The organism is Pseudomonas aestuarii (assembly GCF_027988105.1).
In the GTDB taxonomy this organism is placed as follows: Bacteria; Pseudomonadota; Gammaproteobacteria; order Pseudomonadales; family Pseudomonadaceae; genus Aquipseudomonas; species Aquipseudomonas aestuarii.
This window is the reverse complement of the sequence record NZ_JAQJZJ010000005.1, coordinates 23,973-49,532: the sequence shown is the minus strand read 5'-3', so window position 1 is coordinate 49,532 and position 25,560 is coordinate 23,973. Positions and strand designations below refer to the sequence as shown.

The 25,560-nt window shown below is 65.1% G+C and carries 26 protein-coding genes and 1 pseudogene; 14 read left to right on the top strand and 13 right to left on the bottom strand.

The window, feature by feature from the left end; genetic code table 11:
- Positions 1-233 precede the first annotated feature (233 nt).
- Positions 234-545 (bottom strand): annotated as a pseudogene (locus tag PH586_RS12065) (Ldh family oxidoreductase); the annotation flags it as partial.
- Positions 546-660: 115 nt separating this feature from the next.
- On the bottom strand, positions 661-1,218 hold the full coding sequence (locus PH586_RS12060; protein ID WP_271348008.1) for a hypoxanthine-guanine phosphoribosyltransferase: 558 nt from the start codon (positions 1,216-1,218) through the stop codon (positions 661-663).
- Between the two features lie 250 nt (positions 1,219-1,468).
- Between PH586_RS12060 and upp the strand changes: the two genes are divergently transcribed.
- Complete coding sequence (upp, locus tag PH586_RS12055) at positions 1,469-2,107, top strand: uracil phosphoribosyltransferase (protein ID WP_271348007.1); 639 nt, start codon at positions 1,469-1,471, stop codon at positions 2,105-2,107.
- A gap of 2 nt (positions 2,108-2,109) precedes the next feature.
- Positions 2,110-3,378, top strand: a complete 1,269-nt coding sequence (locus PH586_RS12050) for a uracil-xanthine permease family protein (protein ID WP_271348006.1) — start codon at positions 2,110-2,112, stop codon at positions 3,376-3,378.
- Positions 3,379-3,564: 186 nt separating this feature from the next.
- Here PH586_RS12050 and PH586_RS12045 read toward each other — a convergent pair whose 3' ends face one another.
- The 3 genes from PH586_RS12045 to PH586_RS12035 all read right to left on the bottom strand — a co-directional run bounded on the left by PH586_RS12045 (position 3,565) and on the right by PH586_RS12035 (position 7,049).
- Positions 3,565-4,896, bottom strand: coding sequence for a spinster family MFS transporter (locus tag PH586_RS12045; protein ID WP_271348005.1), 1,332 nt, complete (start codon positions 4,894-4,896; stop codon positions 3,565-3,567).
- Between the two features lie 211 nt (positions 4,897-5,107).
- Positions 5,108-6,130, bottom strand: coding sequence for a ferrochelatase (gene hemH / locus PH586_RS12040; protein ID WP_271348004.1), 1,023 nt, complete (start codon positions 6,128-6,130; stop codon positions 5,108-5,110).
- A 16-nt stretch (positions 6,131-6,146) separates the two neighbouring features.
- Positions 6,147-7,049, bottom strand: coding sequence for a TIGR01777 family oxidoreductase (locus PH586_RS12035; protein ID WP_271348003.1), 903 nt, complete (start codon positions 7,047-7,049; stop codon positions 6,147-6,149).
- Positions 7,050-7,249: 200 nt separating this feature from the next.
- Here PH586_RS12035 and PH586_RS12030 point away from each other — a divergent pair, with 200 nt between their 5' ends.
- The gene (locus PH586_RS12030) at positions 7,250-8,236 is read left to right on the top strand and encodes an NAD(P)/FAD-dependent oxidoreductase (protein ID WP_271348002.1); all 987 of its coding nucleotides are present in this window, start codon (positions 7,250-7,252) and stop codon (positions 8,234-8,236) included.
- Positions 8,233-8,487 (top strand): TIGR02450 family Trp-rich protein, encoded by a 255-nt coding sequence (locus PH586_RS12025; protein ID WP_271348001.1) that lies wholly within the window; start codon positions 8,233-8,235, stop codon positions 8,485-8,487. Before PH586_RS12030 ends, PH586_RS12025 begins: the two co-directional genes overlap by 4 nt.
- A 10-nt stretch (positions 8,488-8,497) precedes the next feature.
- Here the strand turns inward: PH586_RS12025 and PH586_RS12020 are convergent, their stop codons facing one another.
- Together PH586_RS12020 and PH586_RS12015 are read right to left on the bottom strand one after the other, a co-directional pair.
- Positions 8,498-9,406: a ribose-phosphate pyrophosphokinase gene (locus PH586_RS12020; RefSeq protein WP_271348000.1), complete on the bottom strand. Its 909-nt coding sequence runs from the start codon at positions 9,404-9,406 to the stop codon at positions 8,498-8,500.
- Positions 9,406-10,980: a thymidine phosphorylase family protein gene (locus PH586_RS12015; RefSeq protein ID WP_271347999.1), complete on the bottom strand. Its 1,575-nt coding sequence runs from the start codon at positions 10,978-10,980 to the stop codon at positions 9,406-9,408. Before PH586_RS12015 ends, PH586_RS12020 begins: the two co-directional genes overlap by 1 nt.
- Before the next feature lie 238 nt (positions 10,981-11,218).
- Between PH586_RS12015 and PH586_RS12010 the strand changes: the two genes are divergently transcribed.
- From PH586_RS12010 to PH586_RS11965, 10 genes are all read left to right on the top strand, one after another.
- Positions 11,219-12,187 (top strand): YbgA family protein, encoded by a 969-nt coding sequence (locus PH586_RS12010; protein WP_271347998.1) that lies wholly within the window; start codon positions 11,219-11,221, stop codon positions 12,185-12,187.
- A 2-nt stretch (positions 12,188-12,189) separates the two neighbouring features.
- Positions 12,190-13,140, top strand: coding sequence for a MerR family transcriptional regulator (locus PH586_RS12005; protein WP_271347997.1), 951 nt, complete (start codon positions 12,190-12,192; stop codon positions 13,138-13,140).
- Entirely contained in the window at positions 13,137-14,582 is a 1,446-nt protein-coding gene (gene phrB / locus PH586_RS12000; RefSeq protein ID WP_271347996.1) for a deoxyribodipyrimidine photo-lyase, read from the top strand. Before PH586_RS12005 ends, phrB begins: the two co-directional genes overlap by 4 nt.
- The gene (locus PH586_RS11995) at positions 14,579-15,001 is read left to right on the top strand and encodes a nuclear transport factor 2 family protein (RefSeq protein WP_271347995.1); all 423 of its coding nucleotides are present in this window, start codon (positions 14,579-14,581) and stop codon (positions 14,999-15,001) included. The genes phrB and PH586_RS11995 overlap by 4 nt, the downstream gene beginning before the upstream one ends.
- Entirely contained in the window at positions 14,998-15,756 is a 759-nt protein-coding gene (locus PH586_RS11990) for an SDR family NAD(P)-dependent oxidoreductase (RefSeq protein ID WP_271347994.1), read from the top strand. The genes PH586_RS11995 and PH586_RS11990 overlap by 4 nt, the downstream gene beginning before the upstream one ends.
- The gene (locus PH586_RS11985; RefSeq protein WP_271347993.1) at positions 15,753-17,000 is read left to right on the top strand and encodes an NAD(P)/FAD-dependent oxidoreductase; all 1,248 of its coding nucleotides are present in this window, start codon (positions 15,753-15,755) and stop codon (positions 16,998-17,000) included. The genes PH586_RS11990 and PH586_RS11985 overlap by 4 nt, the downstream gene beginning before the upstream one ends.
- Complete coding sequence (locus PH586_RS11980; RefSeq protein ID WP_271347992.1) at positions 17,000-17,812, top strand: DUF1365 domain-containing protein; 813 nt, start codon at positions 17,000-17,002, stop codon at positions 17,810-17,812. Before PH586_RS11985 ends, PH586_RS11980 begins: the two co-directional genes overlap by 1 nt.
- Positions 17,799-19,073 carry an SAM-dependent methyltransferase gene (locus PH586_RS11975; protein ID WP_271347991.1) on the top strand — a complete coding sequence of 425 codons (1,275 nt, stop codon included), beginning with the start codon at positions 17,799-17,801 and terminating at the stop codon, positions 19,071-19,073. Before PH586_RS11980 ends, PH586_RS11975 begins: the two co-directional genes overlap by 14 nt.
- Positions 19,066-19,593: a DUF2878 domain-containing protein gene (locus tag PH586_RS11970; protein ID WP_271347990.1), complete on the top strand. Its 528-nt coding sequence runs from the start codon at positions 19,066-19,068 to the stop codon at positions 19,591-19,593. Before PH586_RS11975 ends, PH586_RS11970 begins: the two co-directional genes overlap by 8 nt.
- A 120-nt stretch (positions 19,594-19,713) precedes the next feature.
- Positions 19,714-20,031: a YkgJ family cysteine cluster protein gene (locus PH586_RS11965; protein WP_238042328.1), complete on the top strand. Its 318-nt coding sequence runs from the start codon at positions 19,714-19,716 to the stop codon at positions 20,029-20,031.
- A 60-nt stretch (positions 20,032-20,091) separates the two neighbouring features.
- On the opposite strand, the gene PH586_RS11960 is transcribed toward PH586_RS11965, so the two are convergent.
- The 6 genes from PH586_RS11960 to hemA all read right to left on the bottom strand — a co-directional run bounded on the left by PH586_RS11960 (position 20,092) and on the right by hemA (position 25,544).
- Positions 20,092-20,607 (bottom strand): acyloxyacyl hydrolase, encoded by a 516-nt coding sequence (locus PH586_RS11960; protein ID WP_271347989.1) that lies wholly within the window; start codon positions 20,605-20,607, stop codon positions 20,092-20,094.
- A gap of 114 nt (positions 20,608-20,721) precedes the next feature.
- Positions 20,722-21,510: a glutamate racemase gene (gene murI, locus PH586_RS11955; protein ID WP_271347988.1), complete on the bottom strand. Its 789-nt coding sequence runs from the start codon at positions 21,508-21,510 to the stop codon at positions 20,722-20,724.
- Positions 21,500-22,261 carry a molybdopterin-synthase adenylyltransferase MoeB gene (locus PH586_RS11950; protein WP_271348333.1) on the bottom strand — a complete coding sequence of 254 codons (762 nt, stop codon included), beginning with the start codon at positions 22,259-22,261 and terminating at the stop codon, positions 21,500-21,502. The genes murI and PH586_RS11950 overlap by 11 nt, the downstream gene beginning before the upstream one ends.
- 7 nt (positions 22,262-22,268) lie before the next feature.
- Complete coding sequence (gene prmC, locus PH586_RS11945; protein ID WP_271347987.1) at positions 22,269-23,102, bottom strand: peptide chain release factor N(5)-glutamine methyltransferase; 834 nt, start codon at positions 23,100-23,102, stop codon at positions 22,269-22,271.
- Between the two features lie 82 nt (positions 23,103-23,184).
- Positions 23,185-24,267, bottom strand: coding sequence for a peptide chain release factor 1 (gene prfA / locus PH586_RS11940; protein WP_271347986.1), 1,083 nt, complete (start codon positions 24,265-24,267; stop codon positions 23,185-23,187).
- Positions 24,264-25,544, bottom strand: coding sequence for a glutamyl-tRNA reductase (gene hemA, locus PH586_RS11935; protein ID WP_271347985.1), 1,281 nt, complete (start codon positions 25,542-25,544; stop codon positions 24,264-24,266). The genes prfA and hemA overlap by 4 nt, the downstream gene beginning before the upstream one ends.
- Between the last annotated feature and the right edge of the window lie 16 nt (positions 25,545-25,560).

Here is a 25,560-nt window from a genome sequence, read left to right as displayed (position 1 = left end):
GCTGTTCGGCCCAGTTCGATCGCTGCATCACTGCTCTCCCGCGTTGAAAGGAGCCCTCACAACGACCTTAGCCCACTTGGGGGTGGTGCTGGAATCTCGGCAGCGGCGGATCGCCTGCCGGCGCTGGCCAGCGCGCGGTGTTCACGCCTGACGCTGTGCCGGTTGCCTCATCGTCCGCCGGTAAAACCCTCAAGCCACCGGGTGTTCAACGGCAGCCGCCGCCGGGGCGGTCATCACCGCTTAACCAGCGCCCTGAGCTCGTCATAGTGCGCCCGGGGTAGCTGCACGCCCCGCTCGGCGCTGCCCGCCCGCGCCTGGTAGCGGCGCTGCGAGGGCAGGCGCGCGCCCTGGCCCTGGATGCTGGCGAACAGGGTCTCGGCCCGCGCCAGGTGCTGCGCGGCCGCCTCGCCTAGAAAGCGCCGCGGGTCCATGACGATGATCAGTTCGCCGTGGTAGGGCGCCGCCTGGCTGCCGGCGTCGAAGGCCAGGGATTCGGCGCTGGTCAGGTCGCCGATCAGCGGCCCGGCGATCAACTCGACCATGGCCGGGCTCCTCTGCCGAACACCGGCTGGCCCGAGCATTCTGGCCGCCAGCGGATTGAGCTGTCTAACCGACCAGATCAACCAAATAGCCGCGGACCGGGGCGCAGTGCCCCGCGGGTTACAGGCCCTTGACCGCGTAGATGCCCGGGGCGTTGCGCCAGTAGCCTTTGTAGTCCATGCCATAGCCGAAGATGTAGCGGTCGATGCACGGCAGGCCGACGTAATCGGCCTTGAGCTCGGGGCGGGCCTTGCGGTTGTGGTCCTTGTCGATCAGTACCGCGGTGTGCACGGCGCTGGCGCCGGCGTGGTGGCAGAAGTCGATGATCGCACCCAGGGTGTGTCCTTCGTCGAGGATGTCGTCGATGATCAGCACGTCGCGGTCGATGAAGGAGATTTCCGGCTTGGCCTTCCAGAACAGTTCGCCGCCGCTGGTTTCGTTGCGATAACGGGTGGCATGCAGGTAGGACAGTTCCAACGGGAAGTTGAGCTTGGGCAGCAACTTGCCGGAGAAGATCAGGCCACCGTTCATCACGCAGAACACCACCGGGTTGCGCTCGGCCAACTGGCCATTGATCGCGGCGGCAACCTGGTCGATAGCCGCTTCCACTTCGGTTTCGCTGTACAGGCAATCGGCTTCCAGCATGACTTGGCGGATGTGCGCGAGATCGACGGGCATGGTCTTTCCTCTAGGGGTGAGCGAACATTGAAAAACACAAAGTTGATCAATGCGTCAAAATAAAAGTCGGCAAAGGTACCCACCTGTTTCAGGCGGAGCAAGCCCTCGCCGATCAACCGCAGGAAATACGCGCAATCGCCGACATTACACACTAGATTTCAGCAAGCCGCCTGCATCTGCGCGGCAGCAGCGCAATGCCAATGCTAATCTAGCGCAATTTTTTTTTACCAGCCCCGCCGGAGAACCCGCCATGCCCGTCCTCGAGATCCGCCACCCGTTGATTCGCCACAAGCTCGGCCTGATGCGACGCGCCGACATCAGCACGAAGAATTTCCGCGAACTGGCTCAGGAAGTCGGCGCCCTGCTGACCTACGAAGCGACCAAGGATCTGCCCCTGGAAAATTACGAGATCCAGGGTTGGGCTGGCGCCGTGCAGGTGGAAAAGATCTCCGGCAAGAAGATCACCGTGGTGCCGATCCTGCGTGCCGGCATCGGCATGCTCGACGGCGTGCTCAGTCTAATTCCCGGGGCCAAGGTCAGCGCCGTGGGCGTGGCACGCAACGAGAAGACCCTGCAGGCGCACACCTACCTGGAAAAACTGGTGCCGGAAATCGACGAGCGCCTGGCCATGATCATCGACCCGATGCTCGCCACCGGCGGCTCCATGGTTGCCACCATCGACCTGCTGAAGAAGGCCGGCTGCAAGGAAATCCGCGCCATGGTGCTGGTCGCCGCGCCCGAGGGCATCAAGGCAGTGGCCGAGGCCCATCCCGAGGTGATGATCTACACCGCCTCGATCGATGAGCGCCTCAACGAGCACGGCTACATCATTCCCGGCCTGGGCGATGCCGGCGACAAGATCTTCGGCACCAAGCAGAAGGACGCCTGAGCATGCAGGAGCACATGCAGGACGCCACCTGGCGACAAATCCTGGCGGGTTCGCAGATGCTCTTCGTGGCCTTCGGCGCGCTGGTGCTGATGCCGCTGATCACCGGCATGGACCCCAACGTGGCGCTGTTCACCGCGGGGCTCGGCACCCTGATCTTCCAGCTGGTGACCAAGAACCAGGTACCGGTGTTTCTCGCCTCGAGCTTCGCCTTTATCGCGCCGATTCTCGCCGCCAAAGCCGATTTCGGCCTGCCGGCGACCCTCGGCGGCCTGGTCGCCGCCGGCGTCGCCTACATGCTGCTGGCCGGCGCGGTGAAGCTCAAGGGCACCGGTTTTGTCGACCGCCTGTTGCCGCCGGTGGTAATCGGCCCGGTGATCATGGCCATCGGCCTGGGCCTGGCGCCCGTGGCGGCCAACATGGCGATGGGCAAGGCCGGTGATGCCAGCGCCCAACTGGTGCCCTATGACGTGGCGCTGATGATCTCGCTGCCGGCGCTGCTCACCACCCTGATCGTCGCCGTGGTCGGCCGCGGAATCTTCCGCCTGATCCCGATTCTTTGCGGGATTGCCGTCGGCTATACGCTGGCCTGGTTGTTCGGCGTGATCGACTTCAGCGCGGTGGCCGCTGCGCCTTGGCTGGCCATGCCCAACTTCGTCGCGCCCGAGCTGCACTGGGGGGCGATCCTGTTCATCCTGCCGGTGGCCATTGCGCCGGCCATCGAGCATATCGGCGACGTGCTGGCGATCGGCACCGTGACCGGCAAGAACTACCTGAAAGAACCCGGCCTGCACCGCACCCTGCTCGGCGACGGCCTGGCCACCTCGGCCGCCGGCCTGCTCGGCGGCCCGCCCAACACCACTTACTCGGAAGTCACCGGCGCGGTGATGCTGACCAAGAACTTCAACCCCAGGGTGATGCTCTGGGCAGCGCTGATCGCCATGGTGCTGGCCTTCATCGGCAAGTTCGGCGCCGTGCTGCAGAGCATTCCGGTGCCGGTGATGGGCGGCATTCTCTGCCTGCTGTTCGGCTCCATCGCGGTGGTCGGCCTGAATACCCTGATCCGTCACCAGGTCGACCTGGGCGAGCCACGCAACCTGGTGATAGTGGCGGTGACCCTGGTGTTCGGCATCGGCGGCATGGTGATTGGTGCGGGCGATATCAGCCTCAAAGGCATTTCGCTGTGCGGCATCATCGCCATTGCACTCAACCTGCTGCTGCCCGGCGGCAAGGGCTGGCGCAGCAAGGCGCTGAAAGAAGAGCAGACCCCGTAGTTTGGTCCCGGGGTAAAGCGCAACACGCCGTGCAATCCGCGAGGCTATCGCCGATTGCACCGGCGTTTATCCGGGCTTGAGGACTGCGCCGAGGGATGACGCCTTGCGCGACGGATCAATACAGCGTCGTCCACGAGGCGCAGACCTTGTCCATGCACCTGGCAGCTACCCGGCCAGGCGCCCTCTTCAGGCCGACCTGGCCGCCCACTGCTGCAGGTGCAGCAAGCTGCCCCGGTAGGGCTTGAGGCTCATGCTCAACAGGACGATGGAGCTGAACACGGCAATGCTGCTGACGATCAGCAGCGAGTAGCGCAGCGCCTGGTCATCGGCGAAGACATAGTCGGTCACCAGCGCGACGGCGGTCGGGCCGATGCCCAGGCCGATCAGGGTGATGACGAACAAATAGATCGCCGAGGCCTGGCCGCGCATCGAGTTGGGCATGATTTCCTGGATCGCCGCCGGCGCTACGCCGAACGGCATGCTCAGGAAGAACACCGTCGGCGCCATCAGCACCGCCGCCAACAGCCCGCTGTCCATCAACGGAAAGCTCAGCACACAAGGCGCGGCGCCGATTGCGGCGTACAGGCCGACGCGCATATTGGCGTCGCTGCTACCGCGCTTGGCCATCCAGTCGGCCAGGCGCCCACCGAAGAGGATGCCCAGGCAACCGAACACCGCCACGATGCTGCCGTAGATGATGCCAACCTGGCCGGCGTCCCAGCCGTAGGTGCGGATAAAGAAGCTTGGCACCCAGGCCGCGCTGCCGTAGCCGGCGAACGCCAGGCCGGCGAAGCCGAAGTTGTGACAGAGCACGGTGCGTTTGTTGGCGCGGATATAGCGGCCGACCTCGGCCAGCGGCACCGCGACCCCGGCACCGACGCCGCGCCGGGCCGGCTCCCTGACCGCCAGCATCAGCAGGGTGAAGAGCACCCCGGCGGCGCCCAGCGCGAGAAATATCAGCTGCCAGGGCCGCACTTCGCCCAGCACCGGCAGCAACACATCGCCCTGGGCCGAGGCCAGCTTGATGACCAGGCCGCCAAACAGAAAGGCCAGGCCCGAGCCCAGGTAGACGCCCATCGAATAGACGCTGATGGCGGTGGCGCGACGCTCTGCGGGAAAGCTGTCGGCGATCAGCGAATAGGCCGCCGGCGACAGCGCCGCCTCGCCTACGCCGACACCGATTCGGCAGATCAGGAACTGCCAGTACAGTCTGGCCAGGCCGCATGCGGCGGTGGCCGCACTCCAGAACAGGATGCCAATGGCCACCAGCCCGCGCCGGTTTTTGCTATCGGCCAGGCGTCCCAGGGGAATCCCACAAACGGTATAGAACAGGGCGAAGGACAAGCCCATCAGCAGGCTCATCTGGGTGTCGCTGATCATCAGGTCGCGGCGGATGGGCGCGACCAGCAGGTTGAGAATCTGCCGGTCGATAAACGATAGCACGTAAGCCACCATCAGAATGGCGACGGTGGCCCAGGCGCGTGAATTGGAGGGATAGCCGTTATTGTTGTTGGACACTGGCGGTCTCCTCGGCACCGCTTACGCGATGCGCGACGGTTGAAAGTGCTGCCAGCTTAGGCCGATATAGACAACGGTGAGTATGGTTACCTGGCGTTATCAAGCAGGCGAATGCAGTAGCTCCCGTCGAACTGATAACCGCCCCGGCATTCCTGGCGCCACTGGCCGACCCAGCGCAAAACGCGGCGAACAACCGCGGCGCCATGGTCGTTCAACGCATCGACGGCGCCCGCTCGCAGAGGGCATTGAGCGCCACCGCCCAGCTTGGGTGATCGTTGAGGCAGGGCACCAGTTGCAGGCTTTCACCACCGGCTGCCTGGAACTGCTCGAGGCCGCGGTCGCCGATTTCCTCCAGGGTTTCGATGCAGTCGGCGACGAATGCCGGGCACATCACCAGCAGCTTCTTCACCCCCTGCCCGGCCAACTCCTCGAGACGGTTTTCGGTATAGGGCTCGATCCACTTATCCCGGCCCAGGCGCGACTGGAAGGCCACCGACCACTGATCTGGGCGCAGGCCCATGCGTTCGGCGAAGGCTGCGGCGCTGCGCATGCATTGCGCGCGGTAGCAGGTCGCAAGCACCTCAGGCGGCGCCGTACGACAGCAATCGGGCCCCTGCAGGCAGTGCTTGCCGGGATCGAGCTTGCGCAGATGGCGTTCCGGCAGACCGTGAAAACTCAACAACAGGTGATCGAAGTCCTGCTCCAGGTAAGGTCGGGCGCTGTCGACCAGGGCCTCGAGGTATTCCGGCTGGTCATAGAACGGCGCCAGTAGGGCGAAGTGCATGTCCAGGTTGCCCGCGCGCACCACCCGCTTGGCTTCCTCGATCACCGTGGTGGTGGTGCTGTCGGCAAACTGCGGATACAGCGGCGCCAAGGTCACCTGCTTGATGCCTTGCGCCGCCAGCCGATTGAGTACCGTCTCGATCGACGGCTCGCCGTAGCGCATCGCCAGCTCGACCGGGCCCTGGCGCCACTGCGCCTGCATCGCCTGCTGCAGGCGCTTGCTCAGCACCACCAGGGGCGAGCCGTCCTCCCACCAGATTGACGCATAGGCATGGGCCGAAGCCGCAGGCCGCTTGATCAGAATCAGCGACACCAGCAAACGCCGCAGCGGCCAGGGCAGATCGACCACATAGGGGTCCATCAGAAATTGATTGAGGTAGCGCCGTACATCAGCCACTTCGGTCGACGCCGGGGAGCCCAGGTTGACCAGCAGCAAGGCGTGATTACTCATGCAGAATCCTTATCAGTCAGTGTCGACCCAGCAAATCCGCCAGGGCTAGATCCAGATCGGTGAAACGAAAACGAAACCCGGCTTCCTGCAGGCGCACCGGCAATGCCCGCTGTCCGCCCAGCAGCAGCCCCGCCAGTTCGCCGAAGGCCATGCGCAGGAGGAACGCCGGGGCCGGCAGCAGCGCCGGGCGATGCAACACGCGGCCCAGCGCCCGGGCAAAGTCGGCGTTGCGCACCGGCTCCGGAGCGCAGGCATTATAAGGACCGCTGGCCTGCTCCTGCTGCAAGAGAAAATCGATCAGGGCGATTTGATCGGCGATATGGATCCACGGCATCCACTGCCGGCCATCGCCGACCGGGCCACCCAGGCCGAAACGGAAGGGGGGCAGCAGGCGCGCCAGGAAGCCGCCGTCCGCAGCCAGCACCAGACCGGTGCGCACCAGCACCACCCTGATGCCCATGGCTTCGGCACGCTGCGCCGTCTCCTCCCAGGCACCGCACAGCTGGGCGCCGAAATCGTCGGTAATCTGCGGGCTATCCTCACTCAACTCGCGCTCACCGCCATCGCCATACCAGCCCACCGCCGAGCCGGACAGCAGCACCCGCGGCTTCTGCTGGCGCTGCTGCAACCAGGCCAGCAGCTGCTCGGTGAGGGTGATCCGGCTGGCCCAGAGCAGGGCCTTGCGCTTGCGCGTCCAGGGTCGGTCGGCAATGGGGGCGCCGGCCAGGTTGATCACCGCGTCCACCGCCTGGTCGCCGACTTCGTCAAGCCAGCCAATGCCGCGGACCTGCGCCCCGCACAGCGCCGCGACCCGCTGTGGGGTGCGACTCCACACCGTCAGCTGATGGCCCTGCTGCGTCCACTGTCGACACAGGGCGCGTCCAATCAGCCCGGTTCCGCCGGTGAGCAATATGTGCATGGCATCCTCCTCGCATGGCATGAGCCAACCTTGATAGCCACCAGTCTGGTTTATGACGGGGCAGCGTGCCTTTAATCCGGCTCAGGATTGTCTTTAATATAGGAAGGCACGATTGAACCCGATAAGCCCTGTACATACAATGGATATTGTATAGGTTTTGTCTAAAGCGTAGCCTAGCGCTCTAAAGCAAGAGGTAGATCATGACCGCACCCATCGCCATCATCGGCACCGGCATCGCCGGACTGTCTGCAGCCCAAGCCCTCCACGCCGCCGGACATGAGGTTCACCTGTTCGAAAAAAGCCGTGGCAGTGGCGGCCGCATGGCCAGCAAGCGCAGCGATGTCGGCGCCCTGGATCTGGGCGCACAGTACTTCACCGCGCGCGATCGCCGCTTCGTCGATGTGGTGCAGCAATGGCAGGCGCGCGGCTGGGTCGCCGAATGGACGCCGAACCTCTATCACAGCCGCAACGGTCAGCTCAGCGCCTCGCCAGACGAGCAGGTGCGCTGGGTCGGCAACCCGCGTATGAGCGCCATCACCCGCGCCATGCTCGGCGCCTTGCCGGTGCACTTCTCCTGCCGGATCACCGAGGTCTTTCGCGGTGCGCAGCACTGGCACCTGCAAGACGCCGAAGGGCAAAGCCACGGCCCCTTCAGCCATGTGGTGATCGCCGCGCCCGCATCGCAAGCCAGCGCCCTGCTGGCGGCCGCCCCTAAACTCGCCGGCGCGGCTTCCAGCGTGGTCATGGAGCCGACCTGGGCCGTCGCCCTGGCCTTCGCCCAGCCACTGGACACCAAGGTCGACGGCTGCTTCGTGCAGGACAATCCGCTCGACTGGCTGACGCGCAACCGCAGCAAACCCGGCCGTGACGGCAACCCGGACACCTGGGTGCTGCATGCCAGCAGCAGCTGGAGCAAAGAGCACCTGGACCTGCCCAAGGAAGCGGTAATCGAACTCTTGCACGGTGCCTTCGCCGAGCTGATCGACTGCGCCCTTCCTGCGCCCATCTTCAGCCTGGCGCACCGCTGGCTCTACGCCCGCCCGGCCAGCGCCCACCAGTGGGGCTCGCTGGCTGACGCTGGCCTGGGCCTGTACGCCTGCGGCGACTGGTGCCTGTCCGGGCGAGTCGAAGGCGCCTGGCTGAGCGGTCAGGACGCGGCGCGCAAACTGCTCGAGCACCGGCAATGAACACGCGCGCAACCGTGGCGGCCAGGCACCGCCTCAACCCAGGCAAACTGCTGCTGTCCAAATGGACGGCAGTGTCGGCGCAGAACCGCGAAAAACATTTCCTGGTCACAGAACTATTGTGCGACGCGGACGGCCAGGTGCTGCAGGTCGAACTGCAAGCGGTGCTCAGCCGACGCAACCAGTACATCGACTGGCGCGACCTGCAGGACCGCGACCGCTGGCGCATGGGCTGGCAGCCCGCCAGCCGCTGACCCACCCTCTTCAACCCGGCGGCGCACCGAGTAATGGCTGCAGCGCCTTGGCCAGCAGGGGCGCCATGGCCACCGCGTTGCTCGGATGGGCGATGCAATCGCTACTCCACACCTCGCCCACCCCGGCGGCCTCAATTACTGCCAGGGCATCGCCGGCGAACAGCGCATGGGTCACCGCCACGTCCACCGAAGTGGCGCCCGCCGCCAACAATTGCTCGGCGGCCCGCGCCAGGGTCCGACCGGAGCTGGCCACATCATCCAGCAGCACCACCTGACGACCGCGCACATCCAGCGCCGGCAGGATGATCTCGACATCGCGATCGCCATGGCGAAGCTTGCTGCACACCCCGTGCTCGAAACCGAACAGCGCCGCGGCGGACGCGATCCACTGCGTCGATTCGGCATCCGGACCGATCAGCAGCGGCCGCTGGCGCTTCTCAGCCACCAACTGCGCCAGCAAGGGCGCGGCCGACAAGACAATCACCGCCGGCAGCGGTATCGCCTGCTCGAGACGTTTGATCCGGTGCAGGTGCGGATCAACCGTCACCAACGCATCGAAGTGCTGCGCCAGGAAACGCCCGATCGCCCGCTGGCTGACCACCTCGCCTGGGGCAAAGGCGATGTCCTGACGCATATAGGCCAGGTAAGGTGCCACCAGCAGCAAGCGCTGCGCCCCCAGGGCTCGGGCTTCGTCGGCCACCAGCAGCAACTCGACCAGTTTATCGTTGGGCCGGTCCAAGCTGCGATAGATCAGCAATTGCCCGGGCAACGCCTGCCCCGCCGCCAGCGGCAGACGCAGGCGCAACTCCTCATCGGGGAAGCGGTGACACTCGATACACGCCGCAGCCACCCCCAGCGCCCGCGCCAGCCCCAGGGCCGGCACGCGCTCATCCTCGAAATACAGCAGCAAGGTATCCATCAAAACTCCACGAACAACGGCGCGAGTTCTTCAGCCAGCCCCAGACTGAAGCCACAGTGGCGGGCGCAGGCCTGGCGGGCGAATTCCAGGTCGGCCGGATAGGCCGCATACACCCGGTACAGCGGCTCGCCAGCCTGCACCGGCTCGCCCAGCTTGCGCAGCAGATCGACGCCGGCGCCCTGCACCTTCGGCGCGCCGGCCAGGCGGGCGATACGCGCCAGCTGCAAGTTGTCGATGCCGATCACTAGCGCCGTGCGCGGCGCCGCGATGTCGAAACTCAGGGGCGCCAATTGCGGCTGCTGCGGGTCGAACGCGCTGGCACCCTGGGCGGTGATGATCGCGCGCATCTTGCTCAGGGCACGACCGGAATCGAGGATATCGCGAGCGATGGCAAAGCCGTCGCCACCGCGTACATCCGGATCGAACTCGAGCATGCGGCCGGCCAGGCGTAGCGCCTTCTGGCGCAGATCATTGGGCGCCGTCGGGTCGTTGCGCAGTACCGCCATCACATCGCGCGCTTCCAGCGCAGGACCGATACCCTGGCCGATGGGCTGGCGACCGTCACTGATCACCACCTCGATGGTCAGCCCCAAGCGCCCGGCCACGTACTCGAACAGCTTGCGCAGCTTGTTCGCCTCCGGCATCGAGTGCACCTTGGCCGTGGGCCCGATAGGGATGTCCAGCAGCAGGTGGGTCGAGCCGGCGGCGACCTTCTTCGACAGGATCGAAGCAACCATCTGCCCTGGCGAGTCGATCGACAATGGCCGTTCCACGGCGATCAGCACATCGTCGGCTGGCGACAGTTCGCTGGCGCCGCCCCAGACCAGGCAACCACGGTGCTCGCGGACAATTTCCTCGAGACGCTCGAACGGCAATTCGACATTGGCCAGCACCTCCATGGTGTCGGCGGTACCCGCAGGCGAAGTGATCGCCCGCGAGGAGGTCTTCGGGCAGAGCATGCCATGGGCCGCCACAATCGGGATCACCAGCATCGAGGTGCGGTTACCGGGAATCCCGCCAATGCAATGCTTGTCCACCACCGGGTGCTCGTGCCAGTCCAGGCGGCGGCCAACCGTGGCCATTGCATCGGTGAGAAAGTACACCTCCTCACGATCCAGCTCGCCCTGGTTGCAGGCCACCACAAAGGCCGTCAGTTCGATCTTCGAATAACGATGATCGGCAATGTCGCGCACGATCGCGCGAAAGTCATCGCGCTCCAGCCGTTCGCCGGCGATCTTGCGGTGCAGCGCGGGAATCGAGCCGGGCGGCTCCGCCTGGGAGATGCTCGCCGGGTGGCCATCCTCGACATCCAGCTGGGCGAAGGCGTCCTCGGACAGGCCCAGTTCGCCCACCCCGACGATGCAGCCGTCATCCACCACATTGAGGCTGGCGAGAATCCGCCGGCCATTGGCGCTGACTTCGACCTTGGCCAATGCCTGGAAGCCCTCGGCGCGATAGAGCGCGCAGTCGCGGTGCAGGTAGGCGACGTTCTCGCGGTAGGTGTCGATGGCCACGCGGCGCAACTGCAGCGGCGCGGCCAGGTCAGGAGATTGCTTGGGCGACTGATCGTTCATGGTGCTCGCCGACGGGGAACGGGAACCTTCTATGTACGGCCCCGATGTGCGACCTGCCAAGCCCCACAAGCCGATTTGTGTCGATGGCTTGCTCTGGATCAGCTGGATGGCTACGAGCGCCAAATAAACCTATACATAAACTTGTACAAAAAGTTTGACTCGTACAGATATAGCCCTATGATGAACACAAGTTGTACACGCCGACACATATGTACAAGTTCATCTGGAGGTTGCCAGTATGCCGCGCCCTGTACCGAACAGCCCGAATATCCGCGTCGCCATCAGCGCCTGCCTGCTCGGCGCCGAAGTACGCTACAACGGCGGCCACAAGGAATCACGGCTGTGCAGCCGCACCCTCACCGAATATTTCGATTTCGTCCCGCTGTGCCCGGAAGTGGCGATTGGTCTGGGTACCCCGCGCGAGCCCATCCGCCTGGTCGGTGACCCCGCCGCCCCGCGCGCAGTCGGGACCGTGCAGCGCGAGCGCGACGTCACTGAACCGCTGGCGGCCTACGGCGCGCAGATGGCGGGAGCACTGGATGACATCTGCGGCTACATCTTCATGCAGCAATCGCCGTCCTGTGGCCTGGAGCGGGTCAAGGTCTACCAGGACAACGGCCGCCCCAGTGAACCCAAGGGCCGCGGCATCTTCGCCGAGGCATTCTGCGCCCTCCGCCCGGACTTGCCGGTGGAGGAAGACGGTCGGCTCAATGATCCCATCCTGCGCGAGAACTTCATCACCCGCGTCTACGCCTACGCGCAATGGCAGCAACTGCTGCGCGACGGCCTGACCCGCAAGTCCCTGCTGGACTTCCACTCGCGCTACAAGTACCTGTTGATGGCCACCCATCCGCTGCAATACAAGGTGCTCGGTCGCCTGCTCGGCAACTTGCACCTGCATGATCTGCAGGAATTGGCGCCGCGTTACTTCAGCGAGCTGATGAGCGCGCTGAAAAAGTGCGCGACCCGGCGCACCCACAGCAACACGCTGCAGCACCTCAGCGGCTACTTCAAGCTCGCCCTGAGCAGCGCAGACCGGCAGGAAATGCAGCAGCTGATTGGCCAGTACCGCAACGGCATAGTGCCGCTGGTCGTGCCCCTGACCTTGCTCAAGCACCACCTGCGCCGCCATCCGGACGACTACCTGGCCACGCAGGTTTACCTGCAACCCCACCCAGAAAACCTCAGCCTGCGTAATGCGCTCTGATCATGGATGACCTCACTCAGCGCGATACCGCCGCGGCCGCCGGCGATGACTACCAGCACGCACTGGCCAAGGGTTTTCGGCCAATTCGCGAGGTTGCCCGACTTACCGGGGTGAACGCCGTGACCCTGCGGGCCTGGGAACGCCGCTATGGCCTGATCGTGCCGCACCGCACGCCCAAGGGCCACCGGCTCTACTCGGACGAGCATGTGGCCCAGATCCAGACCATCCTCACCTGGCTCAACCGCGGCGTCTCGGTGGGCCAGGTCAAGGGTCTGCTGCGCGCCAACCAGCCGGCGTTTGCCGAAGCCACCTCGCAGTGGGACGAGAAGTGCCAGCGCCTGCAGGGAGCCATCTGCAACCTGGCCGAACGGCGCCTGGACGAGTGTTTCAATAGCGAGCTGGCACTCTACCCGCCGCATACCCTGTGCCAGCAGCTGCTGCTGCCCCTGCTCGAAGCCCTTGAGCTGCGCTGGCGCGGCCAGTTCGGCGCCCAGGCCGAGAAGGTATTTTTCTACTCCTGGCTGCGCAGCAAGCTCGGCGCGCGGATCTACCACAACAACCGCCAGCAGGGCGGCGCGCCCCTGCTGCTGGTCAATCTTTCCGACCTGCCGATGGAGCCGGGACTGTGGCTCACCGCCTGGCTGGCCAGCAGCGCCGGCGCGGCCGTCGACGTGTTCGACTGGCCAGTGCCGCCGGCGGAGCTGGCCATGGCCGCGGAGCACATCCAGCCCAAGGCACTGCTGCTGTATTCCAGCCAGGCATTGAACAGCGCGCACTGGCCGCGCTTGCAGGCGGGTTACGCCTGCCCGTGCCTGGTCATCGGCCCGGCGGTGCATATCCATCAGCAGGAGTTGCAGGCCCTGACTCGGCACAACAGCGCGCTGGGCATGGCGCACGACCCGCTGAGCGCCCTGCAAATCCTCTCCGACCTCAACCTGCTGGACAGCCCATGACCATCCCCCAACTGCTATGGCTGCGCACCGATCTGCGTGTGCAAGACAACAGCGCCCTGGCCGCGGCCATGGCGGCTGGCCCGACGGTCGCGCTGTTCCTGATCAGCCCCGCGCAATGGCAAGCCCATGACGATGCGCCGAGCAAGGTCGATTTCTGGCTGCGCAACCTGGCCGAACTGAGGCGCGAGCTGGCCGCACTCAACGTGCCCCTGCTGGTGCGTCAGGCCGACGACTGGAGCGCCGCACCGCGGGTAATCGCCGAGCTGTGCCAGCAACTGCGGATTGCCGCGGTGCAGGTCAACGAGGAATATGGCGTCCACGAAAGTCGTCGCGACCAGGCGGTGGCCCAGGCCCTGGATGCGCTCGGCATCGATTTCCACAGCCACCTCGATCAGCTGTTGTTCCGCCCCGGCAGCGTGCTGACCCAGTCCGGCAGCTACTTCCAGGTCTACAGCCAATTCCGCAAGGTCTGCTACCAGCGCCTGCACAGCGCCCTGCCCGCGCTGATCAGGCGCCCGGCCGCGCAAGCGCCACTGGATATCGTCAGTGACCCCATTCCCGACGCGGTAGCGGGCTTTGCGTCACCCACCGCCAGCCTGCGCCTGCTCTGGCCGGCCGGCGAGCAGGAGGCCAACAGACGCCTGCTGGATTTCACCGACGAGCAGATCAGCCACTACCAGAACGAGCGCGACTTCCCGGCCAAACCCGGTACCAGCCGCTTGTCCGCCTACCTCGCCGCCGGTGTGCTGTCGCCACGCCAGTGCCTGCACGCCGCCCTGCAAGCCAATCAGGGCGAGTTCGACAGCGGCAACAGCGGCATCGTCACCTGGATCAACGAACTGCTCTGGCGCGAGTTTTATAAACACATCCTGGTCGGCTACCCGCGCGTCTCCATGCACCGCGCCTTTCGCCCGGAAACCGACGCCCTGGCCTGGCGCCAGGCGCCGAACGAACTGGCCGCCTGGCAACAAGGTCGCACCGGCTTCCCAATCATCGATGCGGCGATGCGCCAACTGCTCGCCACCGGCTGGATGCACAACCGCCTGCGCATGGTCGTGGCGATGTTCCTGACCAAGAATCTGCTGATCGACTGGCGCGAAGGCGAGCGCTTCTTCATGCGCCACCTGATCGACGGCGACCTGGCGGCCAACAATGGCGGCTGGCAGTGGAGTTCGTCGACCGGTACCGACTCCACCCCCTACTTCCGCCTCTTCAACCCACTCAGCCAATCGCAGCGCTTCGACCCGGACGGCCGCTTTATCCGCCACTGGCTGCCGGAATTGACCGGCTTGAATAACAAGGACATCCACCACCCGGCGACCATGGGCGGCTTGTTCGGCGTGGCGGACTACCCGCGGCCGATGGTCGACCTCGCCAGCAGCCGCACCCGCGCCCTGGCCGCCTTCCGGCGCCTGCCGCACCTGGCGAAGGAGCCGACATGAGCGACTTCCTGCGCCAGTTCGCCCGGGTCTTCGAGACCCTGGACAAGGACAACCTCGAGCGCCTCGGCGAGCTGTACAGCGACGATGTGCTGTTCCGCGACCCCCTGCATGAGGTGCGCGGGCTGGCCGACATGCAGCGCTATTTCGCCGAGCTGTACGCCAACATCAGCGAACTGCGCTTCGACTTCTACGGCTTCGATCAGGTGCGTCCGGGCGAAGGCTACCTGCGCTGGACCATGAGCTACCGCCACCCGCGCCTGGCCGCCGGCCAACTGATCCGCGTGGAAGGCTGCTCGCACCTGCTGTGGACCGACAAGGTCCACCACCACCGCGATTTCTTCGATGCCGGCAGCCTGCTCTACGAGCACCTGCCATTACTCGGCCAGCTCATCCGCTGGCTGAAGAGGAGACTGGCATGAGACGCATCTGGCTCACCGGCGCCAGCAGCGGCATAGGCGCGGCGCTGGCCGAACTGCTGCTGCAACGCGGCCATCACCTGGCGCTCAGTGCGCGCACGATCGAACCGCTGAACGCACTGGCCGAGCGCTATCCAGAGCAGGTCCTGGTCGTCGCCGGCGATCTCAGCGACGCCAGCCAGGTTCGGGCGATTGGCCAACGCATCACTCAGGCATGGGGCGCACTGGACACCGTGATCCTGAATGCCGGCACCTGCGAATACGTCGAGGTGCACAGCTTCGAGGCCGCGATGATCGAACGGGTGGTACGCGCCAACCTGTTCTCTGCCAGCTACTGCATCGAAGCGGCGCTGCCACTGCTACGCCTGGGAAATGAACCACACCTGGTCGGGGTCGGCAGCTCGGTCACCTACCTGGCGCTGCCGCGTGCCGAGGCCTACGGTGCCTCGAAGGCCGGCATGCGCTACCTGCTGGAAGCGCTGCGCATCGACCTGGCGGCCGAGGGCATCGCCGTCACCCTGGTCAGCCCAGGCTTCGTCGACACGCCGCTGACGCAGAAAAATGACTTTGCCATGCCGATGCGCTGGCCGGTGGACAAGGCCGCCCGCCATATCGCCGAGCGGCTGGATAAGCGCCCCTACGAGATCGCCTTTCCCGGACCATTCATAGCCATCCTTGTGCTCCTGGCTCACCTGCCCAAACGCCTGCAAGTGGCCATCGGCAAGCGCATGGCGCGTACTTCCAAGGACAGCGCATGAAAATCGCCATCATCGGCAGTGGTATCGCCGGCTTGACCAGCGCATACCTGCTCAATCGTAACCATGAAATCACCCTGTTCGAGGCGGGCGACTGGGTGGGCGGCCATACCCATACGCTAAACGTCACTGTCGATGGCAACAGCTATGCGGTGGACACTGGCTTTATTGTATTCAACGACTGGACCTACCCGAACTTCATCCGCCTGCTCGACCAGCTCGGCGTCGGCTTCAAACCCACCGAAATGAGCTTCTCGGTGACGGATCCACTCAGCGGCGTGGAGTACAACGGCAATAACCTCAACAGCCTGTTCGCCCAGCGCAGCAACCTGCTGTCACCAAAGTTCATCGGCATGGTGCGCGACATCCTGCGTTTCAACCGCGAGGCGCTGGACGACCTGCAGCACAACCGGATAGATGCCGTCACCACCCTCGGTGACTACCTCAAGCAACGCGGCTATGGCGAACGTTTCACCCAGCACTACATAGTGCCGATGGGGGCGGCGATCTGGTCGATGTCGCTGGCCGACATGCTCGATTTCCCCCTGCAGTTCTTCGTGCGCTTCTTCAAGAACCACGGCCTGCTGTCGGTCAGCAACCGCCCGCAGTGGTGCGTGGTCGAAGGCGGTTCGAGCAGTTATGTGGCGCCCTTGAGCGCGCCCTTCCAGCAGCATATTCGCCTGAACTGCCCGGTGCAGCGGGTCGAGCGCGATGCGGCCGGCGTGACCCTGCACAGCACCGCCGGCAGCGAACGCTTCGACAAGGTGGTGTTCGCCTGCCACAGCGACCAGGCCCTCAAGCTGCTCGCCCAACCCTCGCAGGCCGAGCAGGAAATACTGGGTGCCCTGCCCTATGCCGACAACGATGTGGTGCTGCACAGCGACACCCGCCTGCTGCCCAAGCGCCCCCTGGCCTGGGCCAGCTGGAACTATCGCCTGGGCGGGCCGGCCAGCCAATCGGCGGCGGTGACTTACAACATGAACATCCTCCAGGGCATTCAGAGCGACACCACCTTCTGCGTCAGCCTGAATCAGACGGCGCTGATCGACCCGACCAAGATCCTCGCGCGCTACTGCTACGCTCACCCGCAATACAGCCTGGCCGGCATGGCCGCACAGGCGCGCTGGGAAGAATTGCTCGGCGCCCAGCACAGTTATTTCTGCGGCGCCTACTGGGCCAACGGCTTCCATGAAGACGGCGTGGTCAGCGCCCTGCGCGTGGCGCACGCCTTCGGCGAGGTGCTCTGATGAACAGCGCCCTGTACAGCGGCTGGGTAGAGCACCGGCGCTTCGCCCCCAGGACACACGCCTTCCGCTACCGCATGGGCCTGCTCTACCTGGACCTGGACGAGCAGCAGCAACTGTTCGCCCTCTCGCCCCTGGCCGGCAATGGCCGCTGGGCGCCTTTCGCCTTCCGCGAGACCGACTACCTGCCGCAATTCACCCGCGCCGGGGTCAGCCTCAGCGATGCCGTGCGCCAGCGGGTCGGCGCCGCCCTGGGCCATACGCCGCAAGGCTCGATCTGCCTGCTGACCCAGCCGCGCAGCTGGGGCCTGGCCTTCAATCCGGCGAGCTTCTTCTACTGCCATGACACCAACGGCCGCCTGGCCGCGATCCTCTGCGAGGTGAGCAATACGCCCTGGCACGAGCGCTACCACTATGTGCTGCCGGCCGACGGCGAAGGCCACCAACACTTCGCCGTGGCCAAGGCCTTTCATGTCTCGCCCTTTCTGCCGCGCGAACTGGAATACCGCATGGCCTTCAGCCCACCAGGCGAACGCCTGGGTATCCACATGGCCGACTGGACGGCCAACGGCCAGGACGCCACCAAGGTGTTCGAAGCCAGCCTCAGCCTGCAGCGCAGTGAGCTCGACCGGGCCAGCCTGCATGCCTACCTGCGCAGTTTTCCCTGGATGACCGGCAAGACCGTCGCGGCCATCTACTGGCAAGCCCTGCGCCTGCTGTTCAAGCGCCTGCCCTTATTCAGTCATCGAGCCGCGCAAGGTGAATTCCGTGTCGCTCGCCCAGTATCGAAGGAGGTGCCCCATGAAGAGCCCTAGCCTGTCATCCGCGAAAACCTCGGTGCGTGCCGGCAGCGGCATTGGCGCCAGCCTGCTGCGCCGCGCCGTACTGCGCCAACTGGGCCAGTTGCGCCATGGCCACCTGCGGCTCATCGATGGCGACGATTACCTGGAGTTCGGCGATGCCGACGCCAGCCTGCGCGCCGAAATCAGAGTACTGGACGGTGCACTCTGGGGCCTGGTTGCAGGTAACGGCTCGATCGGCGCGGGCGAGGCCTACATCCACGGCTACTGGAGTTCCCCCGATCTGACCGCGGTGATCCGCGTGTTCGTCAGCAACCTGGACCTGCTGGACGCCATGGAGCGCGGCCTGGCCCAGTTCGGCCGGCCGTTCGTGCAGGGCCTGCACTGGCTTAACCGCAACACCCGCAAGGGCTCACGCCAGAACATCGCCGCCCACTACGACCTCGGCAACGAGTTGTTCGAGCAGTTACTCGATCCGAGCATGATGTACTCCGCCGCCATGTTCGCCAGCCCGCAAGACAGCCTGGAGCAGGCGCAGCTGAACAAGCTTGAGCGCATCTGCCAGAAACTGGCGCTCAAGCCCAGCGACCACCTGCTGGAAATCGGTACCGGCTGGGGCAGCATGGCGATCCATGCCGCCACCCATTACGGCTGCAAAGTGACCACCACCACCTTGTCCAAGGAGCAATACGCCTACACGCAGCGGCGTATCGCCGAACTCGGCCTGGGCGAGCAAATCACCCTGTTGCTGGAGGACTACCGCGACCTTCGCGGCCAGTATGACAAGCTGGTGTCGATCGAGATGATCGAAGCGGTCGGCCACCGCTTCCTGCCGACCTATTTCAAGCAGTGTGCGCAGCTGCTCAAAGCTGACGGGCTGATGCTGCTGCAAGCCATCACCATCCGCGACCAGCGCTACGAGCAGGCCAAGCACAGTGTCGACTTCATCCAGCGCTACATCTTCCCCGGCGGCGCGCTGCCCTCGGTGCAGAAAATGCTCGAGATCATCACCGCCAAGACCGATATGAACCTGCATCACATGGAAGACTTCGGCCTGCATTACGCGCGCACCCTGCACCTGTGGCACGCCAACCTGCAGCAGGCCCGCCATAAGCTCGAGCAACTCGGCTACGACGAACATTTCTATCGGCTCTGGGAGTTCTACCTGTGCTATTGCGAGGGCGGCTTCATCGAGCGCACCATCGGCACCGCGCAACTGCTGCTGGCCAAGCCGGCGGCGCAACCGCAACCCCTGCTAGGAAAATTCGATGCCTAAACTGATCGCCAACGCCATCCTCTTCCAGCTCGGCTGGTTCGCCTGCGTATTCGGCGGCGACGGCCCATGGCTGCTGCTGGTCGGGGTGGCAGTGGCGGTGCATCTGCTCTGGGTCAGCAACTGGGCCGCCGAGGGCAAACTGCTGCTCAGCGTGTTTCTCGCCGGCAGCGCCCTGGACAGCTTCTTGCTCAACCTCGGGGTGTTCGACTTCGGCGAGCCACGCAACCTGATTCCACTCTGGCTGGCCCTGCTCTGGCTGCTGCTGGCGACCACACTCAACCAGTGCCTGGCCTGGACGGCCCGGCCCTGGTGGCGTGCCAGCCTGCTCGGCGCCTGCGCCGGACCGCTGTCCTACTATGCCGGGGCGCAGATCGCAGGGGTCGGCCTGCCTTATGGCACCTGGCAAACCCTGCTGTTGCTCGCCCTGATCTGGGCCCTGCTGCTGCCCGTACTGCATGGATTCGCCAAACTCTACCGCAGCCAATATGAGCAAAGCGTGCGCACGCGCCAATCGACCTAGGATGGAAAGCCCGCCGCAAGCAGGCGAGGCCCGCCTGGCGCAGCCCCGAAAGCCAGAACGCCACCCACCCTACGTCGACAGCCGAGCAACCGCGAGGCCGAGATGGCGTACACTGCCGTCATGACCGACAGCCGCCAGATCCCCCTCACCCAGTTGCCCAACGAAGTCGCCGTCAGTTGCTCCAACTGCGCCGCCTGCTGCTGCCAGCTGGAAGTCATGCTGATCACCGACACCGGCGTGCCGCCGCGCTTTATCGCCGCCGACGACTGGGGCGGCGAAGTCATGCATCGGCTGGATGACGGTTGGTGTGCGGCGCTGGATCGCGACACCATGCGCTGCACCATCTACGAGGTGCGCCCGCTGATTTGCCGCGAATTCGAGACCGCCTCCCCCGAGTGCCTCGACGAGCGCCGCGGCATGACCAGCATCTATCGCTGAGGCGGGCTTGTTGCAGAAACAAAAAAATCGGCCCGCAGGCCGATTTTTTGTTTCCGAGCGCTAGAAACTCAAGCGGTAATGCAGGGTATAGGCCTCGATGCCATTGTTCGGCTCCTTCAACCCGGCATTGGAGTAGTGCAGCGCGCGCAGGCCGACTTCCTGCGCGGCGAAGCGCAGGCCCACGCCGAGGCGATCCTCGAACTGGAAGGACGAGCCCAGGTCGCTGCCTTCCAGCTCGGTGTTGGAGAAGAAGGCCACACCGACGCCAGCCTCGATATAAGGCCGCACGTTGCTGCCGCTGAACTCATAGACGAACACCGGACTGAACGACAGGCTGTGGTTGTTGGCCGCCTTGTCGCCTTCCCAGTAGGTATAGCCGGCATCCCAGTAGCCACCCAGGTGGCCGGTAGCGCTGTCCATCCAGCGGTGATTGAAGTCGAATTGAGCACCGACCCGGTAAACCATGGTCGACTCGTCGGTGCTGCCCACAGCGAAAGTCACATCGGCCGCGTACGCAGCGCTAACCGAGCCTAGCGCCGAGGCCGCCAGCACAACCGCAGAAAACAGCTTGTTCATGGGAGTATCCTTTTTCACCCGGTGGAGGAAGTTCCACCCTTCGCTGCTGGGAGTATAGAAATGTTTGCTCTTAGCGAAAGGCTGACAATGCATAAACGTGCCGTCCTGGCACAATCACAGCGCCCTCACCTGCGCCGGCTCGCCCCATAAGCCGGGCAATACCGCCTGCATGCGCAGCGGCTCGGCACTCGACCAGAAGCGCGCCACCTGCGCTGGCCCACTGGCCAACAGCTCGCGCTCGGCGAGCAGACGCTGCAGGTGCCGCGCTACCGCCGCACCGGTGTCGATCAGGCTGACTGACGCGGGCAGCAACTCGCGCAGCAATGGCTTGATAAAGGGGTAATGGGTACAGCCGAGGATCAAGGTATCGCAGCCCTCGGCCAGCAGTGGCTGCACCCAGCCGCGCAGCATGGCGCGGGTCTGCGTGCCATCCAGCTCACCGGCTTCGATGCACTCGACCAGGCCTGGACAAGGCTGGGTAATCACCCGCACATCGCTGGCGAAGCGGTCGAGCAAGGCGGCAAATTTGGCGCTTTTCAGGGTGCCGGTGGTGGCCAGCACACCGACCACCCCGGAACGGGTCGCGGCGGCGGCCGGCTTGACCGCGGGCTCCATGCCGACGATCGGCAGCTGCGGGTACAGCTCGCGCAATTCGGCAATCCCGGCCGCGGTGGCGGTGTTGCAGGCCAGCACCAGCGCCTTGGCGCCTTGTTTGAGGAGAAAATCGGCCAGCAGCCGGCAGCGCTCGCGGATGAATTCCGGGCTCTTCTCGCCATAAGGCACGTGGCCGCTGTCGGCCACATACAGCAGCGACTCCCTGGGCAGCAGTTCGCGAATCTCGCGTAGCACCGACAAACCACCGACGCCGGAATCGAATACGCCGATTGGCGCGTTATGACTCACTGCCAGCCCCGCCACAGACGCTGCAGGCCGGATCACGCTTGACCCGCAGCTCACGAAAACGCGAGCCCAGTGCATCGATCAGGAGCAAGCGACCGACCAGCGGCTCACCGAACTGGGCCAGCAGCTTCAGGGCTTCCAAGGCCTGCAAGCTGCCGACCAGGCCCACCAGCGGACCGACCACGCCGGCCTCGCTGCAGGTCAGTTCGGCTTCGCTGCCATGGCCGTACAGGCAGTGATAACAGGGGCTGTCGCCACGCCGTGGGTCGAACACCGAGAGCTGCCCTTCCAGGCGAATCGCCGCGCCACTGACCAGTGGCACCTTGGCCGCCACACAGGCGGCGTTGACCGCCAGGCGGGTGGCGAAGTTGTCCGAACAGTCCAGCACCAGATCCACCGCGCCGACCGCCGCCGCCAGCGAGTCGCCGTCCAGCGCCTGGCGATGGCTGTGCAGGCGCAGCTGCGGGTTGATCGCCAACAGGCGCCGCGAGGCCGAGTCGACCTTGCTCTGGCCGATACTCTGGCTGTCATGCACGATCTGCCGCTGCAGGTTGCTCAGGTCGACCGTGTCGAAGTCCGCCAGGTGCAGTTCGCCAACCCCGGCCGCGGCCAAATACAGCGCCACCGGCGAGCCCAGCCCGCCCAGGCCGACGATCAGCGCACGGCTGTGCTTGAGGCGCAACTGGCCGTCGATATCGATCTGTTGCACCAGGATCTGCCGGCTGTAACGCAGCAGTTCGTCATCGTTCAGCATGTTCTGCTCACTCATGGTGGTAACGTCCGAGGCTGATGCGTTCGTGGCCGCCCAGGTCTCGCCGGCTCTGCACCGCGCTGAAACCGCGCGCAGCCAGCAGCCCGCGCACCGCAGCGGCCTGGTCGAAGCCATGTTCCAGCAGCAGCCAGCCGCCGCTGTCGAGATAGGCCGGCGCCTGTTCGATGATCAGGCGGATATCGTCCAGCCCATCGACCCCGGCCACCAGCGCACTGCTCGGCTCGAAGCGCAGATCGCCCTCGCCCAGGTGATGATCACCGGCGGCAATATACGGCGGGTTGCTGACGATCAGCTGATAACGCTGGCCGGCCAGCGCCGCAAACCAGTGACTCTCGCAGAAATGCGCATTGGCCAACTTGAGCCGCGCGCGGTTGCGCTCGGCCAGGGCCACCGCCTCCGCCACCCGATCGACCCCGCTCACCTGCCAGGCCGGCCGTTCACTGGCCAGGGCCAGGGCGATCGCTCCGGTGCCGGTGCCCAGGTCGAGCACCGCCGCGGGCGTGGCCGCAATCAGCGCCAACGCGCTTTCCACCAGCAACTCGGTGTCCGGGCGGGGAATCAGGGTGTGCGCCGCAACGTCCAGCTCCAGGCTCCAGAAACCCTGGCGGCCGAGGATATGCGCCACCGGCTCGCCGGCCTGGCGCCGCGTCAGGTCGGCGGCAAACCGCGCGCCTGGTTCGGCGGCGACTTCACGCTCGGGCCAGGTGTGCAGGTAGCTGCGCGACTTGCCCAGGGCGTGGGCGAGCAACAGCTCGGCATCCAGCCGCGGCGTCGGCGAGTCGGGCAGTTCGGCAGTGTTGAGCAGGGCTTCGATGGTGGCCATGACATTCGTCTGGTGGAGAGTCGTAGGATGGACAACCGCGCGGCGTTTGCCACCCTACAAGGTATCGGTTATCCGCAGCAGATCAATCGCCCAACGCCGCCAACTGGTCGGCCTGGTATTCGGCGAGCAGCGGCTCGATCACCGCCTCGACGCCACCGGCCATCACTTCATTGAGCGAATACAGGGTCAGGTTGATGCGGTGGTCGGTGACCCGGCCCTGGGGGAAGTTGTAGGTACGAATCCGCTCGGAGCGGTCACCGGAGCCCACCAGCAATTTGCGCGTGTCGGAAATTTCCTTGTGCGCGGCAGCGTCCTGCTGATCCTTCAACTTGGCCGACAACCAGGCCATGGCCCGCGCACGGTTCTTGTGCTGGGAACGCTCTTCCTGACATTCGACCACGGTGCCGGTGGGAATGTGGGTGATGCGGATCGCCGAGTCGGTGGTGTTGACGTGCTGACCACCGGCACCGGAAGAACGGTAGGTGTCGATGCGCAAGTCGGCCGGATTGATGTCGATGGCGGCCTGCTCATCCGGCTCGGGCAACACCGCCACGGTGCAGGCCGAGGTGTGGATGCGGCCCTGGGATTCGGTTTCCGGAACCCGCTGGACGCGGTGGGCGCCGGACTCGAACTTGAGCTTGCCGTAGACATTGTCGCCTTCGACCCGGGCGATCACTTCCTTGTAGCCGCCGTGCTCACCTTCGCTGGCGGAAAGAATCTCGACCCGCCAGCCACGCCGCTCGGCGTAGCGCGAATACATGCGGAACAGGTCGCCGGAAAAGATCGCCGCCTCGTCGCCGCCGGTGCCGGCGCGCACCTCGAGAAACACGTTGCGGCCATCGCGGGGGTCTTTCGGCAACAGCATGCGCTGCAGGCTGTCCTCCAGTTCGATCAGCTTCTCTTTGGCCTCGCTGGCTTCTTCCTCGGCCATTTCGCGCATGTCCGGGTCGCTGTCTTTGAGCAGCGCCTGGGCACTTTCCAGATCGCCCTGCACTTTGCGAAACGCGCGAAACGCGCTATTAACCGGCTCGATCTCGGCATATTCCCGGGAATAAGCCCGGAACTGGTTCTGATTGCCGATCACTTCGGCATCGCCAAGCAACGCAGTCAGCTCTTCGAAGCGATCCTGCAGCATGTCGAGTTTGTTGATCAGGGACGCTTTCATTGCAAGCCTTTGTTGGACGGCGCGCCCTCATCGAGGGCAAAGAGTTCTTGGGCCACACCGAGCGCATCGACACGCCCGTCGGCAGAGAGTTTTTTCAGCTGCACGCTGGGCGCATGCAACAGCTTGTTGGTCAGCCCGCGCGCCAGCTGGACCAGCACATCCTCGGGCGCTCCGCCGTTACCGAGCAGGCGCAGGGCCTTGGCCAGCTCCTCGTCACGCAGGCGCTCGCCTTGTTGGCGATAAGCCTTGAGCACATCCACCGCGGCCAACTCGCGCAGACGCAGCATGAACGTCTCGGCACCGACGGCAACCAGTTCTTCGGCCGCCTCCGCCGCACCCTGGCGGCTCTTCAGGTTCTCCGCAATCACCTCGTGCAGGTCGTCGACGGTGTACAGGTAGACATCGTCGAGTTCGCCGACCTCGGCCTCGATATCCCGCGGCACAGCGATATCGACCATAAAGATCGGCTTGTGCCGGCGCTGCTTCAGCGCACTTTCAACCGCGCCCTTGCCGAGAATCGGCAACTGGCTGGCCGTCGAGCTGATGACGATGTCGCTGTGCACCAACTCCTGCGGGATGTCCGAGAGCAGCACCGCATGCGCACCGAACTGCTCGGCCAGGCTGCTGGCGCGTTCCAGGGTGCGGTTGGCCACCACGATGCGTTTGACGCCCTGCTCGTGCAGATGCCGCGCCACCAGGCTGATGGTCTCGCCGGCACCAATCAGCAGTGCCTGGCTACGGTGCAGGTCGCTGAAGATCTGCTTGGCCAGGCTCACCGCGGCAAACGCCACCGACACCGGATTCTCGCCGATCGCGGTATCGGTGCGCACTGTCTTGGCAGTGCTGAAAGTGGCCTGAAACAAACGCCCGAGCAGAGGCCCGACGGTACCGGCCTCGCGCGCCACGGCATAGGCGGATTTCATCTGCCCGAGAATCTGCGGTTCGCCCAGCACCATCGAGTCCAGCCCCGAGGCCACGCGCATCATATGGCACACCGCAGCATCGTCCTCGAGCACATAGGCGCAGGCGCGCAGTTCGTCGAGGCTGAGCTGGTGGTACTCGGCCAGCCAGACCAGTACCCCGTCGACGCTCAGCGCGTCCTGCTCGAGGTACAGCTCGCTGCGGTTGCAGGTCGACAGAATAGCCGCCTCGCGGCTGGCCGTGCACCGGCACAGCTGCTGCAGGGCCTCGACCAACTGCTCCGGGGAAAAAGCCACGCGCTCGCGTACGGCCACCGAAGCGGTTTTATGGTTGATACCGAGGGCAATAAAGGCCATGCAAAGTCGCTGAGAG